Below are 16,393 nucleotides of genomic sequence, written 5' to 3' on the forward strand. Positions count from 1 at the left end.
ATACTCAAATTACTCCCTATATGAACAAGCATAAAATTGCTATCATGTGCGCCAATTTCTGAACTCAAAAAGTTTCGCATCGTCTTCGAAGGGAAGTGATATTATTTACCTATCACCTTAAACCTCAAGGAATGCGAATCAAACCAAATTCCTAGAATTGAAGGAAACGCGTGTGAATATCCAAGCACTCATTAATGATAAAGTTTCTCAGGCTCTTGAAGCCGCTGGTGCACCTGCAGGCAGCCCTGCAGCGGTTCGACAATCAGCAAAAGCACAATTTGGTGATTACCAAGCAAACGGTGTAATGGGCGTTGCAAAACAGCTCGGCACCAACCCTCGAGAGTTTGCACAGAAAGTATTGTATGTTCTGGACTTAGATGGTATTGCGAGCAAAACAGAAATTGCTGGCCCTGGTTTTATTAACATCTTCCTAAGTGAAGAGTTTTTAGCGAAACAAGCTGAGCTAGCATTAGCCGATGAGCGCCTAGGCGTAGCAAAAGATGAGCAACAAAACATTGTTGCTGACTACTCTGCACCAAACGTAGCAAAAGAAATGCACGTAGGTCACTTACGTTCAACGATCATCGGTGATGCGGTTGTTCGTACTCTTGAGTTTCTTGGTCACAACGTGACGCGTGCAAACCACATCGGTGACTGGGGTACTCAGTTCGGTATGTTGATTGCTAACCTTGAACGCGTACAGCAAGAGTCTGGCGAAGTGTCAATGGAACTGGCTGACCTTGAAGGCTTCTACCGTGAATCGAAAAAGCTTTACGATGAAGACGAAGAGTTTGCTGTAAAAGCTCGCGGTTATGTCGTGAAACTGCAAGGCGGCGACGAATTCTGTGCCGACATGTGGAAAAAACTTGTCGACGTTACGATGATCCAAAACCAACGTAACTATGACCGTCTGAACGTATCACTTTCTCGTGATGACGTGATGGGCGAAAGCATGTACAACGACATGCTACCAAAAATTGTTGCCGATCTTAAAGCGCAAGGTCTTGCGGTTGAAAGTGACGGTGCTCAAGTTGTCTTCTTGGACGAATACAAGAACAAAGATGGCGACCCTATGGGTGTTATCGTGCAAAAGCGTGATGGCGGCTACCTATACACCACGACTGATATTGCATGTGCGAAATACCGCTACGAGCAATTGAATGCTGATCGCGTACTTTACTTTATTGACTCGCGTCAACACCAGCACCTAATGCAAGCGTGGACGATCGTTCGCAAAGCGGGCTACGTTCCTGACACCATGTCTCTTGAGCACCACGCATTCGGTATGATGCTAGGTAAAGATGGCAAACCATTTAAGACTCGTGCCGGTGGTACAGTTCGTCTTGCGGATCTTTTGGATGAAGCAGAAGAGCGTGCAGCTAAGCTAATTGAATCAAAGAATCCGACATTGGATGCTGATGAGAAAGCGAAGATTGCTAACACAGTTGCGATGGCAGCAGTTAAATACGCAGACCTTTCTAAACACCGTACAACCGATTACGTGTTTGATTGGGAAAACATGCTGGCATTTGAAGGTAACACAGCGCCATACATGCAGTATGCCTACACTCGTGTTGCTTCTATCTTTGCTAAAGCAGGCGTATCAATGGATGAACTGCAAGGTGATATCCAGCTGACGGATGAAAAGGAAAAAGCACTGGTTGCGAAACTTCTTCAATTTGAAGAAGCAGTACAGTCTGTCGCTCGTGAAGGTCAACCACACATCATGTGTGCTTACCTATTCGAACTTGCAGGCCAGTTCTCAAGCTTCTACGAAGCTTGTCCAATTTTGGTTGCTGAAGATGAAGCGGTTAAACAAAGCCGTCTTAAGCTTGCAGCGTTGACCGCAAAAACGATCAAACAAGGTCTGTCTTTGTTGGGCATCGATACGCTAGAGCGTATGTAAGCAAGCACTCAACTTCGAGCTTGAAACATAAAAAGGTTGACGTGAAAGCGTCAACCTTTTGTTTTATCTGGGATATACTCAAAAGCATCCCTCCTATTAGAATGGAAAGTTACCATGAGTTTTGAATTGCACCCTCAGTTAGCCAAAGACACCACCGTGCTGGGTCACTTCCCACTTTGTGTTGCCCTGCTGCACAAAGACAATATCGTGCCTTGGGTTATTTTGGTGCCAAAGCGCAACAATCTAAAAGAGTTACATCACCTACCGATGCATGAACAACAACAGTTTTTGCTGGAATCACAAGCGGTCAGCCAAGCATTAGAAGCCACCTGCCAGCCAGATAAACTCAATTTAGGCGCACTGGGCAACATGGTGCCACAACTGCACATTCACCATATTGCGCGCTTCAAAACGGATGCCGCATGGCCTGGCCCAATTTGGGGCAACACCCCAGGTATCTTCCGCAATGACGACGAACAACAAGCACTGCATACACGAATCGCGAATGTGCTTGGTCTTAGCAGCTTGTTTACCAAAGCGTAATCATGCACCGTCGTTTTGATCAAAAAAAACGCCGCTCAATGAGCGGCGTTTCTGATTGTAATAAGCACTGTGGCTACATGGTCACCGTTAAAGACAGGCCATTTTTCTGATTAACTGAATATCGAATGCGCGTGATCTTCTCCGCTTTATTGGTATCAATCATGCGAGAAATAATCCCTTTTTTGATCCAGACAGAAAGCATCGCATCCACACCATCCTCACTTAAAGCAAATTTCTTCGCTAATTCCGTGCGCGATGCACCGCCTTTTGCGTCAATATATTGCTTCAGTTCAGTTAATATCATGCCACTTGCACCTCTAATACTGTTTGTTGCTTTTTACCCGCGGCTTTAAGTCTGGTGTAGACAAATCCGCTGACTGCGAGGATTCCCACAATCCATGCCGCACTGCTCGTTGGATGATCGGCAAAATGCATCGTTTGGTAATACAGCGTCGCGCTGCCATACGCCAAGCCCATGGTCCAAACTGCGATAAAACGAGCAAACTTTTGACCGAACTCGCGAACATACGCACCCATCGCTGCCACACAAGGCGTGTAAATCAAGATGAAAACTAGATAAGCAAACGCGGCATGCCCACTCACAAAGTACCCTTGTAAGTTACCAAAGATAGAGGAGTCCACTTCTTGGTCCTCAGCGACGGCTGAACTATCGGTTAAGTCACCGACTTCCACACCCAGTGGGTCTGAATAATTGAGACCCGCCAAATTATCAGGAATGCTCATGACGGCTTCATGCAAACTGCCCATCAGGTCATATTCCGCATCATCGCTTTCTGATGGCGCGTACAGACTGTTCAGCGTACCAACAACCGCTTCTTTGGCGAAAATACCCGTAATGATACCCACAGTAGCTGGCCAGTTATCTTCTCTTACACCCATAGGTGAAAAGATTGGTGTGATCACTTGAGATGCCTTTGATAAAACAGAGTTTTCACTGTCTTCATTACCAAAACTGCCATCGGAACCTATTGAGTTTAAGAAACTTAGCATCGTCACGACAACCACAATGGTCTTGCCCGCCCCCAAGACAAAACGCTTTAGCTTCTGCCATGTTTTGATTAAGACGTTTTGCATGGTTGGCAATTCATAGTCTGGCATTTCCATCACTAGGCTGTCGCTCGAACCAGGGTATAGGGTTTTCTTTAGTACAAAACCGGTAAACACCGCGGCAACAATACCTAACACATAGAGCGAAAATACAACGTTCTGGCCACTTTCTGGGAAAAAGGCCGCAGCAAACAAAGCATAAACCGGTAAACGAGCACCACATGACATAAACGGCGCCATCGATGCTGCTAATTTACGCTCACGTTCTTGATCAAGCGTACGCGTTGCCATAATAGAAGGTACGTTACAGCCAAACCCCAGCACCAGTGGGACAAATGCTTTGCCTGGCAGACCGATTTTTTGCATCACTTTATCTAACACAAATGCGGCACGAGACATGTAACCTGAACTTTCTAATACCGCTAAGAACAAGTACAAGCAGGCAATAACCGGAATGAATGTGGCGACGGTTTGGATACCACCACCAACACCATCAGCGATCAAAGTAACAAGCCACACCGGTAAATGACCATCGAGTAGATAGTGACCACCATCAACCAACACCGCACCAACACCGATATCAAAGAAATCGATAAACGCGCCGCCGATATTGATTGAAAACATAAACATGAGGTACATAACCACGAAGAAAAATGGCACGCCTACCCACTTATTAAGGATTACGTTGTCCACTTTTTCCGTGAAACTATGGCTGAGCTTACCTTCACTTCTACGCACCAATTGACACTGTTGATGCAGATAGGTGTATTTCACGTCCGCTACGTGTAAATCGATGTCCAAGTCTAGGCTCGTATGCGCTTTTTCAATCGCATCGCGTTGCTCAGACTTTAGAGCGTTTAATACCAATACATCATTTTCTAAAGCGCGAATCGCTAGAGCTCGAGGCGCAACTTCTTGCGTGTCAAAAATAGGGGCAAGCTGAGCGATTTGAGCTTCAAACTCTGAACCGTAATCAAGATGAAGTTCATCAAGTGTTACACCTTGAACAACGACTTTATGCAGGAGCTGTTTAAATTGGATGACCTGTCCTTTGTGGTTCGCTGAAATGGCGAATACCGGACAGCCCAACATTTTTTCTAAGGCTTTAATATCGATGGTTTGACGTTCACGTTTCAGCGCATCCATCTTATTAAGCACAACGATCATTGGGCGACCCAACTCACGTAACTGCAGCGTCATATATAGACTGCGCTCTAGGCAGGTGGCATCGACGACGTTAACAATCAAATCAGCAGGGTGTGTTAACACCGCGCGCGATGCAATTGACTCATCAATACTATTACCATCATTGCCACTATCAAGAGCGTAAATACCAGGAAGGTCGGTCAGGAAAAAGGCGTCACCAGAATGATTGAACCGACCGGTTTTTTTCTCAACAGTCACTCCAGCCCAGTTACCCACTTGCTGCTTAGCGCCTGTCAGACCATTGAATAACGTCGTCTTACCACTGTTTGGGTTACCAACGGTTAGAATTTTATAGTCCATTACTTTACCTCGACCAAAATGGATGCGGCGATATTTGCACGAACCGCAAGTGATACTCCACGAACCTCAACTTGCAATGGGTCTCCCATTGGAGCAAAGCGAACCAGTTTGATCGGCGTGTTTGGCAGTAACCCCATCACCATTAATTTTTTACGAACGTCATTCGACAATTCAGTAAATCCGATGATAGTGGCTTCTTGCCCTTGCTGTAATTTTGATAATTCCATGGAGAGCCCAATAGGTTGAGTTGCATTTAGTAATGAGAGTTATTTCTATTTCCAATTGTAACTAAACAATCTCTGACTATTGTTGTCTGAAATCAAATTTTGCATTTATAAAACAATTCACACCCTGAACTCTCGTTACTTTTGTTAAAAAATAAACGTCAAAAACGTCAAAAAATCCCACCTTATTTTGAAGCGCTCTTAAATTGCGCGTAATTCAAATCTCACAACAGCGTTTAAAACATTAAAAATCAACAACTTAAAATAATGTCGCATTTCTTATGGCATCTTGGCGTTAATTTTATGAGTAAAAAAAGTAGTTTTATCTATAGTAGTTCCTGTCAGGCAATCACTGCTTTTGACAAAGTATTCCAGAGGTGGTGCCTAGCACCACTCCGGCAGCAAGCGAAGGTGTCATTGACACCCGTGGTATAGTCCCCCCGGCTATACCACGATATTTTTTTTCTTTCTTTTCCCTCTCGCTCCCCTTCATTCGTTATCCTAGCAATGCCTTTTTATAAATAATTCATCTAAAAAAATAAGAACATGTGATAGAACGATCAGATCACACAGATAAACGCTATTGCATCCTTCTTTTTATTACTTTTTCTCCATACCAATCCGGATAAGTTCATGACCAGAAGCTTGGTTCAGAAGCTTACGTAACAAATCCCTTCGCATTTCGCGCAGATTATCGTTAACGGAAGATTCTAATGGCAAGACGCTAACCGCGTTCTTTACGATTTTAATCGTAGGCATGACTTAGCATTGAAATGAGTGAATCGATACCGAAAGCATCAGTACGACGCCGTTCACACACACTTCGTCAGAACAATAATGACGTGAAGGATGGCATGAAAAGAGCGCGGTAGACGCGCCACCAGCGTAACGCGATGACACATAGAGTATTGAAGAAAAGGAAGTGGGTAAGAACTCGAGCCATCTCGATAGCTTCAGTTCAATAGGTTGCGCGGCAAACTGGCGTTTGCCGCTCTCGACGAGTTAAATCGTCTCATCTCTTTCAATAGGGACTTCTTTATTATGGGGATACTGGTCTTCAACAAACTGTGTTGGAGACACACCAAAGCGATGCTTAAACCTTTGACTAAAGTACGATGGATCATTGAAACCACAATCAAAAGCCACGTCCGAAACCTTGGCGCCCGCTAATAATCGTCGGCATGCATTATCCAAACGAATTTCACTCAGATAATCGGTAAAGGTACGTTGCGTTGCGGTTTTAAACCGTCGTTGCAAACTTCGCTCTGAAACAAACATCATTTTTGCTGCGGTTGAGGTACTAAACTCTGAGTCTGAATAGTGATCACGAACCAAGTTCTCAAGCTTATCAATCCAAGAATCTTGATTCTTATCTCCCGTTCGAGGCATCGCCACCCCTTCTGAATACGAAAATTCAATCAACGAATGTTCATCAAAGTCAGGGCTACTTTGCCAGCTGATCGCAATAACGTTCTTGCCATCCGCTCTTTGTAACGAAACTTCACCACCACTGGCATCAACCAGACTTTCTATTTCTGGCCAACTGCTCTCTTTTTCAACATCAATTGCTAAGCCGTAATCGGTGATATTGAGGCTTATGCGATCGTCATGATTTAAAATTTGCATCTGAATAGTTTGATGCTTAAAACAACGCTTTATCAACCCTTCAAACAGCAGATTAAACAGAATATCGAGATTAAAATACTCGAGTAGAACATAGTTCTGCCTACTTTCGTGCGCTTCTAGCTCGACCGTCAAACCAGCTTTCGTGAAATCTTTTTTCCAGCCATCAAATATTGATGTGGAAATTAAAGACAAGTTATATGCCGCTAGCGCTTCATTTTTTGACTCTCGGACGTTCAACAATAACCCTAACTCATTGGCGATGTTGTCCGCGATCTTGCTTTGTTCTCTTCCCTCGTCATCCGAAAGGTGGCTTTTCTCGTGGTGTAATCTGTCACGAAACGACTGGATGGCTTGGCTTAAGATCAGTCTTCTCACCTGTAACTGCTTACGCAGTTGATGGTTATTACTGACTAAAATACGACTTTGATGCCTAAGCTGATTCGTTTTTAGAGAAACCTGAGCTTTTAGCTCACGGTTTGACTTAGACATCACTTTAGAACGCCAATAAATAACCACCAAAAACAGTGCGGCAAATGACAGCACATATAACATCATCGCCATCGAGGTGAGATACCAAGGTGCTGTCACCGAAAATTCGATACTTTTTTCTCTTCCGCGCTCAACACCATTCACCACTGGTCGAACATATAATTGGTATTGACCTGGCGTTAATCCATCAATCAGAATTTGATAGCCATCTAATGGTGTCCAATTTGGATCGTCATTAAGGCGGTACTCGAGCGTTGAACTGCTCACACTGGGTAATAACCCCATCTTGACTTCGATAGTCGCGCCATAAGGGGCCACTATCTCATTTTGAGAAATGGAACCAAATGACACCAAACTTTGGTTGATTTTGACCTGCGAAAAAATCGTCTTCGTTTCTGGTAGCGGGTTAACCACCAAATCTTCACTGTTTACTCGAACCAAACTATGCCAAGAGCCAAGCAATAGCCCTTCTGAATTGGTGACATCTTTTAGACAGAATCCATTTTGAAATTCGTTATTAATGAGGCCAAAGGGCTGGCCATAGTGAGAAACAAACTCCCCTTTTAGGCCATAATGCGTGAGTCCAGCGGAAGAGGTTAGCCACATTCCAGACGTGTTTTTGATTAAACACTGTGGGCTAATATGTTCATCAATTAATGTCAGGTTTTTTAGATATGCCGTGCGTAAGTCAACAATATTCAAGCCATAACTGCTTGCAATCCAAACTTGTTCGTCTTCGCCTTCCGTCATGCTGAGAACGACGCCAAATTGAGCGCTATTTTCGACAAAGTTAAGCTGCCCATCACGTAAGAGGTAAACACCACGATCCGTCCCGATCAGTAGATGATTATTTTTTGATGGCATAATCTGTGTAATTCGAAGCGATGCCAGATTAGACGAAATCAAGCTATCACCGAACTCCGTTATCTGCTGAGTTTCAATGTTGTATCGCCAAAGAGAACGCGCATTGATACCCCATAGGTGGCCTTCATTCCCCTCAACCATCAACGAAACTTCCTGCCCAACAAGCAAAGGCGGTAATGACCGACTATCCATTCTCTGTCCCGTGTTCACATCAAATCGGCTAATGCCCTTCGATGTCGCAACCCACAGTACGCCATCAATTTCAGCCAGACCATTGATAATGCCACTTTTAATCAGCTCTTTTTCCGATTCTCGGCCATTTTTTATTTGGTACAACCCAGTATCTGTGACCATCCAAAAGCCACTTTTATTTTCCATGGCGACTAAATCTTTCAAACGCCCATGGTAATTATCACGATCAAAGTGATAGCCATAAAAATCTTGGATAGGAAAACGTTCAAATTTATCGCCAAATAGCGAATAGTATTGAATTCCTTTATTGGTACCAATCCACATCCCACCCGCATTATCATTTATGATGGTATTAATTTTTTGGCCGATAAGCGTGTATCTTGCGTCGTCTGCCCCCGAATATTTGGTTATTTCGCCAGTCAAAAACGAATAAATATACAATCCATTTTCGGTTCCTAACCAATAGGCATCTTTCGTTTCCGCAATCGCCATGACCCCTGGGGCTGGGATAATATATTTGGGTTGTTCTGGGTGGTTTATGTCATAAACGACTGCGCCCGTCGCGGCACCATGCAGCAACTCTCGCCGATTATCAGAAAAGTAAACGCTAGACACATCGCGATTTTTAGAGCGAGGAACGTGAATAAAACTGTCACCTTCTGAAAGGTAGACGCCGCCATTAGTCGCTAAAACCCACTTGGTTTTAATAAACAGAGCATCGTTCACTTGCATCTTGGTTGAGCGATTGTATTGATACATCTCCATTAACGAGTAGGTTTTCAAGGCACCCGTCGAGATTTGATACGTATAAAAACTGCGCTCATCCGTGACCCAAATATAGTCGCTGATGCTGCCCAGTTTATTGATTTCACTGCCTGGCGGTAGACGAAATACGACCTCTCTTTGCTGATGAGAAAGAGATCGATAAACGGCATTATCTTGATAAGTCCAAAAACGATTGGCTTGGAACTGAAAATGTTCTGTGGAATAAGGAAGAGCAGAACCGACTTTAGGCGTGACGTTTTTGCCGTCAAAAAAAAGGACCTTATCACGGACATCATGAATCCAAATGCCGCCACCAGGTGCTAAAAAAAGTTTTTTTGCGGCATAACGCCAACCTTGATCATGAGTTGGCAAAGAATAGAAGACCGACGGCGAGGTATCGAACGCAAGCGCAACATTGGCAAAGAAATAGAGCAACACGCTCCATAAAGCTTTTTTCACCAGCTCAATCCCTAGCAGCATAAAAGCGAGTTATGAGTGCCAATCCAAGGCACTCATAAATAAAATAGTACTCTATTCTATTTCATCGGAATCGCGAAATACACTCAAAGCATTGGATTTAATTAGAAATTTCCTTTGCTGTCGATTATTGCGCCAAGCATGTTGCAAAATTACCCGCCAATTGGTCAATAAACGTGAAGTAACTACCTTTTTTCACTTCAATGTTGGTTCCAATGGGATCGAGCACCCCAACACTGGCTTGGCTACCACGGACAACCGACTCAACCACTGCCGGTGTAAACTGCGGTTCGGTAAAGACGCATTTCGCCTGTTTTTGAGCCAACGATTTGCGGATATGAATCAGAGTTTTGGCACCCGGCTTACGCTCAGGGCTGACGGTAAAGTGCCCCAATTGGTTCAAACCATAATCTTCTTCGAAATAGCCATAAGCATCATGGAATACAAAATACCCAACCTGCTTTACTGGCGCTAAGCGCTGAGTCAATTGATCACGTTGTGTCGCTAATTGTGCTGCGAATTGTTGATAATTCGCATCATATTGCGCCGCATGGTCGCCATCCAATTGCTTGAGTTCTGCCGTGATTGCCTGAGCAACTTTTAAGGTTGGAGCATAACCCAGCCAAAAGTGAGGATCGTGGCTGCCATGATTGTGTCCATCGTGATCGGCGTGACCACCGTTAAATTCACGTAGTGGCAAACCCTCGATTTTTGACAACTCGAGCACATTCGCTTGTTTTGTCACCACATTTGCTAGGAAAGGCTCTAAATCATGACCAAACCAAATCACGAAATCGGCTGAAGCGACTTTTTTAACATCCGAAGGACGTAAAGCATAATCATGTGGTGAGGTATTTGAGCTAAGTAAAACGCTTGGTTCACCAACATCAGCCATCAATTCTTGTACGATCATTTGGATGGGTTTGATACTCGTAAGCACCACCGGTTCTTTTGCCATTGCCGTCATGCTTGATAACGCCAAGGCCAACATTATTAATTTCTTCATTGATTAACCACATAGTGACTTATGGAATTGCTAGGGATTAAATGTTACATTATAACATTATCCAATTGCAAATGAGTTCCATTCATGACCTCGCTCGTCGACCTCTCAAACATTTGTGTTCAGTTCAATGAACGCAAAGTCCTCGATAATGTTAGCGTAAGCTTAAAAAGTGGCGAAATTACCACTTTAATCGGACCAAATGGCGCAGGGAAGTCGACACTGGTAAAGGTTCTACTTGGCTTACAACGTTGTACTGAAGGAAAAATAACCAAACCGAAAGGGCTAAAAATTGGTTATGTTCCACAAAAACTTAAGCTCAACGACTCTTTGCCACTCGATGTGTCACGCTTTTTGCTGTTAGCGGGTAAGTACAGCCAACAAGAAATTCAAGACGCATTAAGTTTAGTCGGGGCTTTACACCTTATCAAAGCGAACATGCACTCGCTTTCAGGTGGTGAAACACAGCGCGTGTTGCTTTCACGTGCCCTATTGCGACGCCCTCAGCTTTTGGTGTTGGATGAGCCCGCTCAAGGTGTGGATGTACAAGGACAAATAGATCTCTATGACCTGATTGATACTATCCGTCACCGTTTTCACTGTGCGGTCTTTATGGTGTCACATGATCTCCATTTGGTTATGGCAAAAACGGATCATGTTATCTGCTTACAGCACCACATCTGTTGCTCAGGTGCGCCTGCCGCTATCGCGCAGCACCCGAAATATTTAGCTTTATTTGGCCAAGCACGACAAGAAAAAATCGCTTTTTATCACCACCAGCACGATCATCATCATCACGATCTTTCTGGACAAGCCGTTAAAGGCGAAGGCTCTAGTTGCGGCCACCATTCACACGGACACCATCACCATGATTGAGTTTTTGCTGCCTTCCATTTTTGCTGGCCTCGGTATTGCGTTGATTGCCGGCCCACTGGGATCGTTTGTTGTCTGGCGCAAAATGGCCTATTTTGGTGACACTCTCGCCCATGCCTCACTGATGGGATTAGCGTTCGGCTTCTTGTTAGATGTGAACCTATACCTAGCCTTGGTCGTGTGTTGTTTGGCACTCGCGGTATTGCTGGTCACGCTACAACGCCAACAGCTTGTTGCGACCGACACCTTACTCGGTATTTTAGCCCACAGTTCGTTGTCTCTCGGGTTGGTGGCCGTCAGCTTTCTCGACAATGTTCGTATCGATCTGATGAGCTACTTATTTGGTGATTTACTTGCGGTTTCACCCAGTGATCTTATTTTCATTTACGCCGGAGTCGTGGTGGTTGGATTGGCTCTGATTGCCTTCTGGCGACCTCTTCTTTCCTCAACGGTGAATGAAGAACTTGCCGCAGTGGAAGGTCACGACATTGATCTCATGCGTCTTATTTTGATGTTGTTGGTCGGTTTGGTCATCGCCGTTGGAATGAAGTTTGTTGGTGCGCTGATCATGACGTCATTGCTCATTATCCCTGCCGCAACCGCTCGCCGCTTTTCACGAACGCCCGAGCAAATGGCGATAATGGCCTCGTTGCTTGGCAGTATTGCCGTTCTATTAGGACTAAGCCTATCTTGGCACTTTGATACTCCAGCCGGTCCTTCGGTTGTGATCAGTGCGAGCGCTTTGTTCTTGCTTAGCCAAATGAAAAAGCCTGTTTAGGCTTCTTCAAAATCTCTCATCGCCACAGACACACATGGCCACAGGCAAAAAGTTGTTACGTCGCGTTTATCATAAAAAATGGCTTCCAGATGGAAGCCATTTTTGTATTTATCGCTTATGACATCGAGCAAGTGTGCCGATTAAGCACCTTCGTTATGCAATTCCAAACTGGCAAGATCTTGTTGGATCTCTGATTGCAATTTCGCGTCATCACTGCGTAACGATTCGAGATATTCCAAATATTGCTGAGTAATATCACCCGTAACGTATTCACCGCTAAAGACCGATGCTTCAAACTTCGTAATATCGGTATTACCCAAACCCACTGCGCCGATTAAATCATCCAACGTTTGGAAGATAAGCTCGTCTGCGCCAATCTGTTTACAAATTTGGTCATTATCACGGCCGTGAGCAATCAATTCGTTCGCACTTGGCATATCAATACCATAAACGTTCGGGAAACGAATCTCAGGTGCCGCAGAGACCATAAACACTTTTTTAGCACCAGAATCACGTGCCATCTCAATGATTTGCTCAGACGTCGTTCCACGAACGATAGAGTCATCCACCAGCAGAACATTTTTATCTTTAAATTCAGAGCGAATCGCGTTCAGTTTACGTCGAACCGATTTTTTACGCTGCTGCTGACCTGGCATGATAAAGGTACGGCCCACATAGCGGTTTTTCACAAAACCTTGACGGTACGGTTTATCAATCAGTTGGGCAATCTGTAAGGCAATATCACAAGAAGTTTCAGGGATAGGAATCACAACATCAATATCTAAGTGGCTGTATTCGTCGCGAATACGCTCACCCAGTTTTTTACCCATTTCAACACGAGCTGAATAGACTGAAATTTTATCGATGAACGAATCTGGGCGCGCAAAATACACAAACTCAAATAGACAAGGGTTGAGTTCCGGGTTATCGGCACATTGCTGAGTAAATAGCTCACCTTCAAATGTCGCGTAGATCGCTTCACCAGGTGATACATCACGAATGAAATCAAAACCCACCGCATCTAAAGCGACAGACTCAGACGCCACCATATACTCTGTGCGTCCTTCGACTTCACGCTTACCAAGGCATAGAGGGCGAATGCCTTTAGGATCACGGAACGCAACAAGACCATGGCCAATAATCATCGCGGTTACCGCGTACGCGCCACGAATGGTGCGATGCACATTAGTCACCGCACGGAAGACGTCTTCTGAGGTGACATTCCCTTTCACCATATCAATTTCATGCGCTAAGACGTTCAGCAGCACTTCAGAATCAGAAGTGGTATTTAAGTGACGACGATCTTTAGCGAACAATTTTTCACGAACGTCGTGTGCGTTAGTAAGATTGCCGTTGTGCGCGAGGGTGATACCAAATGGAGAGTTAACGTAGAATGGTTGAGCTTCTGAGACACTTGAACTGCCTGCGGTTGGGTAACGTACATGGCCAATACCCACGTCCCCTTGCAGTCTTTGCATATGTTTAGCTTCGAATACATCTTTGACTAAACCGTTCGCCTTACGCAGACGGAAACGATTGCTTTCTATGGTACAAATACCCGCGGCATCCTGGCCACGATGCTGCAATACAGTCAGTGCGTCATAAATAGACTGATTTACAGGCGAAGTGCCTACGATTCCAACAATACCACACATGTCTTTACCCTCGATTTGCGATAATGGCTGGCGCGCTATGACGCGCCAGATAAGAAACTCGATGATGCTTGTAAGTGTTCGAAAAACGGCTCGATGATTAGTCTAAAGTGCGGGACAAGCTCTGAACTCACCCACCATTCACTATCATTAAATGTTGTGAATGTATCGACAAAGAACAAGACGGCTGAAACAATCAACACCCCTCGCAATCCACCGAACACAATACCTAACACACGGTCGGTTCCCGACAACCCCGTTTTTTGGATCAACTGCCCTAATACATAGTTAACCAACGCACCTACAATCAGCGTGGCCACAAATAAAGCAGCGATGGCTGCGCCGTCACGAAACATCTCATCGTCAATCTTGGTAAAGTAAACCGCCAAGCGACTGTAGTACTGGCTGGCAATAAAAAATGCACCAAACCAAATCACCAGAGACAATGCTTCTTTAGCGAAGCCACGAACTAAGCTGATTAAAGCCGATAGGCCAATCACACTCAAAATAACAATATCTAACCAATTCATGCGTATTCACATCTTCAGTTGGCGCGCATTTTAACAGAAAAAACGGCGACGCAAACGTTTTCTTAAGGATTTAACGGTTTAAATTTAAGCAATCGGCCTTTTGAGCCTGTGATTTTTTCAAGTTCCTGGATTTGGCGCTCGAGCTTATTTTTGGATATATCAGGACCAATAATCACACGTGTGAAGCCATTATCTAGCTTGGTGTGCGCTTGATAGCCGCGTTTTTGCAAATCTTTGACTACATTTTTAGCATTATCCGCATTCTTTAATGCCATCAATTGAATGATCCAAGCACTCTCTTGGTACTCATTACGCTCCGGCACTTCTTTAATAACAACTGGTTGAGGTTGCGCATCAAGTTGAGGATCTTGTTGATCTTCAGCCTGCACGATCACTTCAACCGGCGTAGGGGGCAAAGCACTGCTGTCGTCTTCTGGTTCCAATATTTCGAAGGTTTCAACATCACTCTCTAATTCCGGTTTAATTGGAATACTCGCGATTTCTTCTTTGTAATGTGTTTTTTTGCCATCCAATACATCAGGCAACACAATGACGCCGATCGAAACTAAAATAATGGTACCAACAAGACGATTTTGAAATTTACTTGCCATTTACTCTCCTTTGCTTTGCCAATACTCAAGTACCTCACCGACGGTATGGAATGAACCCACTACGATAATAAGGTCTTGTTGGCTCGCGTTTTTCATTGCGGCTTCAAAGGCTGTCACAGGCGTCGAAAACGACGTTTGTTCAGCACCTAGATAGCCACATAATTCTTCTGCTTTAGCCGCTCGAGGGCCACTTAGAGACGCTGGATACCAATGCGTGGCAACTGGCGATAAAATTTCTAACGTCGATTTTATGTCTTTGTCATGCAGCATCGCCACCACGATATGAATGGTGTGCTCTGGATAACGCTGCTGGATACGATCAACCAAGTACTGCGCTGAGTGCGGATTGTGCGCAACATCAAGCAGAACCGTTGGTGATTGATGAATACACTGCATACGACCAGGCAGAGAAGCGTTGCGTAAGCCATTGACGATATTCACATCCGATATATCAAGGTGTGCGTTGGCTAACGCCATCAAAGCCGTTGCCGCGTTCGGCAGAGGCAGGCTCGGGACTGGGAGATCATCGAGTTGATAACGGCCACTGGTCCAGCACCACGTGTCATCACCCGTTAAGTTATAATCATACTGAATGCCTACTTGATGCAGTTCAGCACCAGTATCATCCGCGTGAGCTGCGACTGTCGCCGGTGCTTTCGGCTGGCCGCAAATCGCCGGCTTGTTGCTGCGGAAAATACCCGCCTTTTCAAAGCCAATGACGTTGATATCATCACCCAACCAATCGACATGGTCGATCGCGAGGCTGGTGATGACACAAACATCATGATCAACCACATTGGTCGCATCAAGTCGACCACCTAACCCAACTTCAAGCAAGACTACGTCTACGTTTTCACTTTGGAATAAGCGTAACGCAGCTAGAGTACCGAACTCGAATAGGCTTAGGCTGATGTCACCACGCTGCTGCTCAACAAAGTCGAACGCTTGCGTATGCTTTTCATCGCTAAGATCAACGCCATTAACACGAACGCGTTCGTTATAACGTATCAGGTGTGGGGAACTGTAAACACCAACGGAATAACCCGCATCGAGTAGAATCGCTTCCATCAACGCACAGGTTGAACCTTTACCATTCGTACCCGCAACAGTAATAACTGTCGGAGCTGGTTTGGTTAATTGGGCTTTATTTGCGACGGCTTGTACTCGGTCTAAACCGAGATCGATCGCTGAGGTATGTAGCTCTGCTAAATAATCAAGCCACATCGTAAGTGGTGATGTGGCTTGAGGAATTTGGGATTGAATCATCTAACTTTAACCAATAAATC

13 protein-coding genes are annotated in these 16,393 nt (G+C 44.7%); 4 read left to right on the forward strand and 9 right to left on the reverse strand.

The window, feature by feature from the left end:
- The first annotated feature begins 172 nt into the window (after positions 1–172).
- Both argS and OJ16_RS09930 read left to right on the forward strand, forming a co-directional pair.
- Positions 173–1,906, forward strand: coding sequence for an arginine--tRNA ligase (argS, locus tag OJ16_RS09925; RefSeq protein WP_040989945.1), 1,734 nt, complete (start codon positions 173–175; stop codon positions 1,904–1,906).
- A gap of 114 nt (positions 1,907–2,020) precedes the next feature.
- On the forward strand, positions 2,021–2,449 hold the full coding sequence (locus tag OJ16_RS09930) for an HIT domain-containing protein (protein WP_040989947.1): 429 nt from the start codon (positions 2,021–2,023) through the stop codon (positions 2,447–2,449).
- 73 nt (positions 2,450–2,522) lie between these two features.
- Here the strand turns inward: OJ16_RS09930 and OJ16_RS09935 are convergent, their stop codons facing one another.
- From OJ16_RS09935 to znuA, 5 genes are all read right to left on the reverse strand, one after another.
- On the reverse strand, positions 2,523–2,753 hold the full coding sequence (locus OJ16_RS09935) for a FeoC-like transcriptional regulator (RefSeq protein ID WP_040989948.1): 231 nt from the start codon (positions 2,751–2,753) through the stop codon (positions 2,523–2,525).
- Positions 2,750–5,023, reverse strand: coding sequence for a Fe(2+) transporter permease subunit FeoB (gene feoB / locus OJ16_RS09940; RefSeq protein WP_040989950.1), 2,274 nt, complete (start codon positions 5,021–5,023; stop codon positions 2,750–2,752). Before feoB ends, OJ16_RS09935 begins: the two co-directional genes overlap by 4 nt.
- The gene (locus tag OJ16_RS09945; protein WP_040989952.1) at positions 5,023–5,250 is read right to left on the reverse strand and encodes a FeoA family protein; all 228 of its coding nucleotides are present in this window, start codon (positions 5,248–5,250) and stop codon (positions 5,023–5,025) included. Before OJ16_RS09945 ends, feoB begins: the two co-directional genes overlap by 1 nt.
- 999 nt (positions 5,251–6,249) lie before the next feature.
- The gene (locus OJ16_RS09950) at positions 6,250–9,642 is read right to left on the reverse strand and encodes an AraC family transcriptional regulator (RefSeq protein ID WP_040990025.1); all 3,393 of its coding nucleotides are present in this window, start codon (positions 9,640–9,642) and stop codon (positions 6,250–6,252) included.
- Positions 9,643–9,787: 145 nt separating this feature from the next.
- A complete protein-coding gene (znuA, locus tag OJ16_RS09955; RefSeq protein WP_040989954.1) occupies positions 9,788–10,666 on the reverse strand; it encodes a zinc ABC transporter substrate-binding protein ZnuA in 879 nt (292 codons plus the stop codon).
- Positions 10,667–10,750: 84 nt separating this feature from the next.
- Here znuA and znuC point away from each other — a divergent pair, with 84 nt between their 5' ends.
- Complete coding sequence (znuC, locus tag OJ16_RS09960; protein WP_040989956.1) at positions 10,751–11,539, forward strand: zinc ABC transporter ATP-binding protein ZnuC; 789 nt, start codon at positions 10,751–10,753, stop codon at positions 11,537–11,539.
- On the forward strand, positions 11,532–12,314 hold the full coding sequence (gene znuB, locus OJ16_RS09965; protein ID WP_040989958.1) for a zinc ABC transporter permease subunit ZnuB: 783 nt from the start codon (positions 11,532–11,534) through the stop codon (positions 12,312–12,314). Before znuC ends, znuB begins: the two co-directional genes overlap by 8 nt.
- Positions 12,315–12,454: 140 nt before the next feature.
- On the opposite strand, the gene purF is transcribed toward znuB, so the two are convergent.
- From purF to folC, 4 genes are all read right to left on the reverse strand, one after another.
- Complete coding sequence (gene purF, locus OJ16_RS09970) at positions 12,455–13,969, reverse strand: amidophosphoribosyltransferase (protein WP_040989960.1); 1,515 nt, start codon at positions 13,967–13,969, stop codon at positions 12,455–12,457.
- A gap of 35 nt (positions 13,970–14,004) precedes the next feature.
- The gene (locus OJ16_RS09975) at positions 14,005–14,496 is read right to left on the reverse strand and encodes a CvpA family protein (protein WP_040989962.1); all 492 of its coding nucleotides are present in this window, start codon (positions 14,494–14,496) and stop codon (positions 14,005–14,007) included.
- Positions 14,497–14,558: 62 nt separating this feature from the next.
- Positions 14,559–15,107, reverse strand: coding sequence for an SPOR domain-containing protein (locus OJ16_RS09980; RefSeq protein WP_040989964.1), 549 nt, complete (start codon positions 15,105–15,107; stop codon positions 14,559–14,561).
- The gene (gene folC, locus OJ16_RS09985; protein WP_040989967.1) at positions 15,108–16,373 is read right to left on the reverse strand and encodes a bifunctional tetrahydrofolate synthase/dihydrofolate synthase; all 1,266 of its coding nucleotides are present in this window, start codon (positions 16,371–16,373) and stop codon (positions 15,108–15,110) included.
- Positions 16,374–16,393 lie beyond the last annotated feature (20 nt).

The sequence above is a fragment of the Vibrio renipiscarius genome (genome assembly GCF_000827885.1).
In the GTDB taxonomy this organism is placed as follows: Bacteria; Pseudomonadota; Gammaproteobacteria; order Enterobacterales; family Vibrionaceae; genus Vibrio; species Vibrio renipiscarius.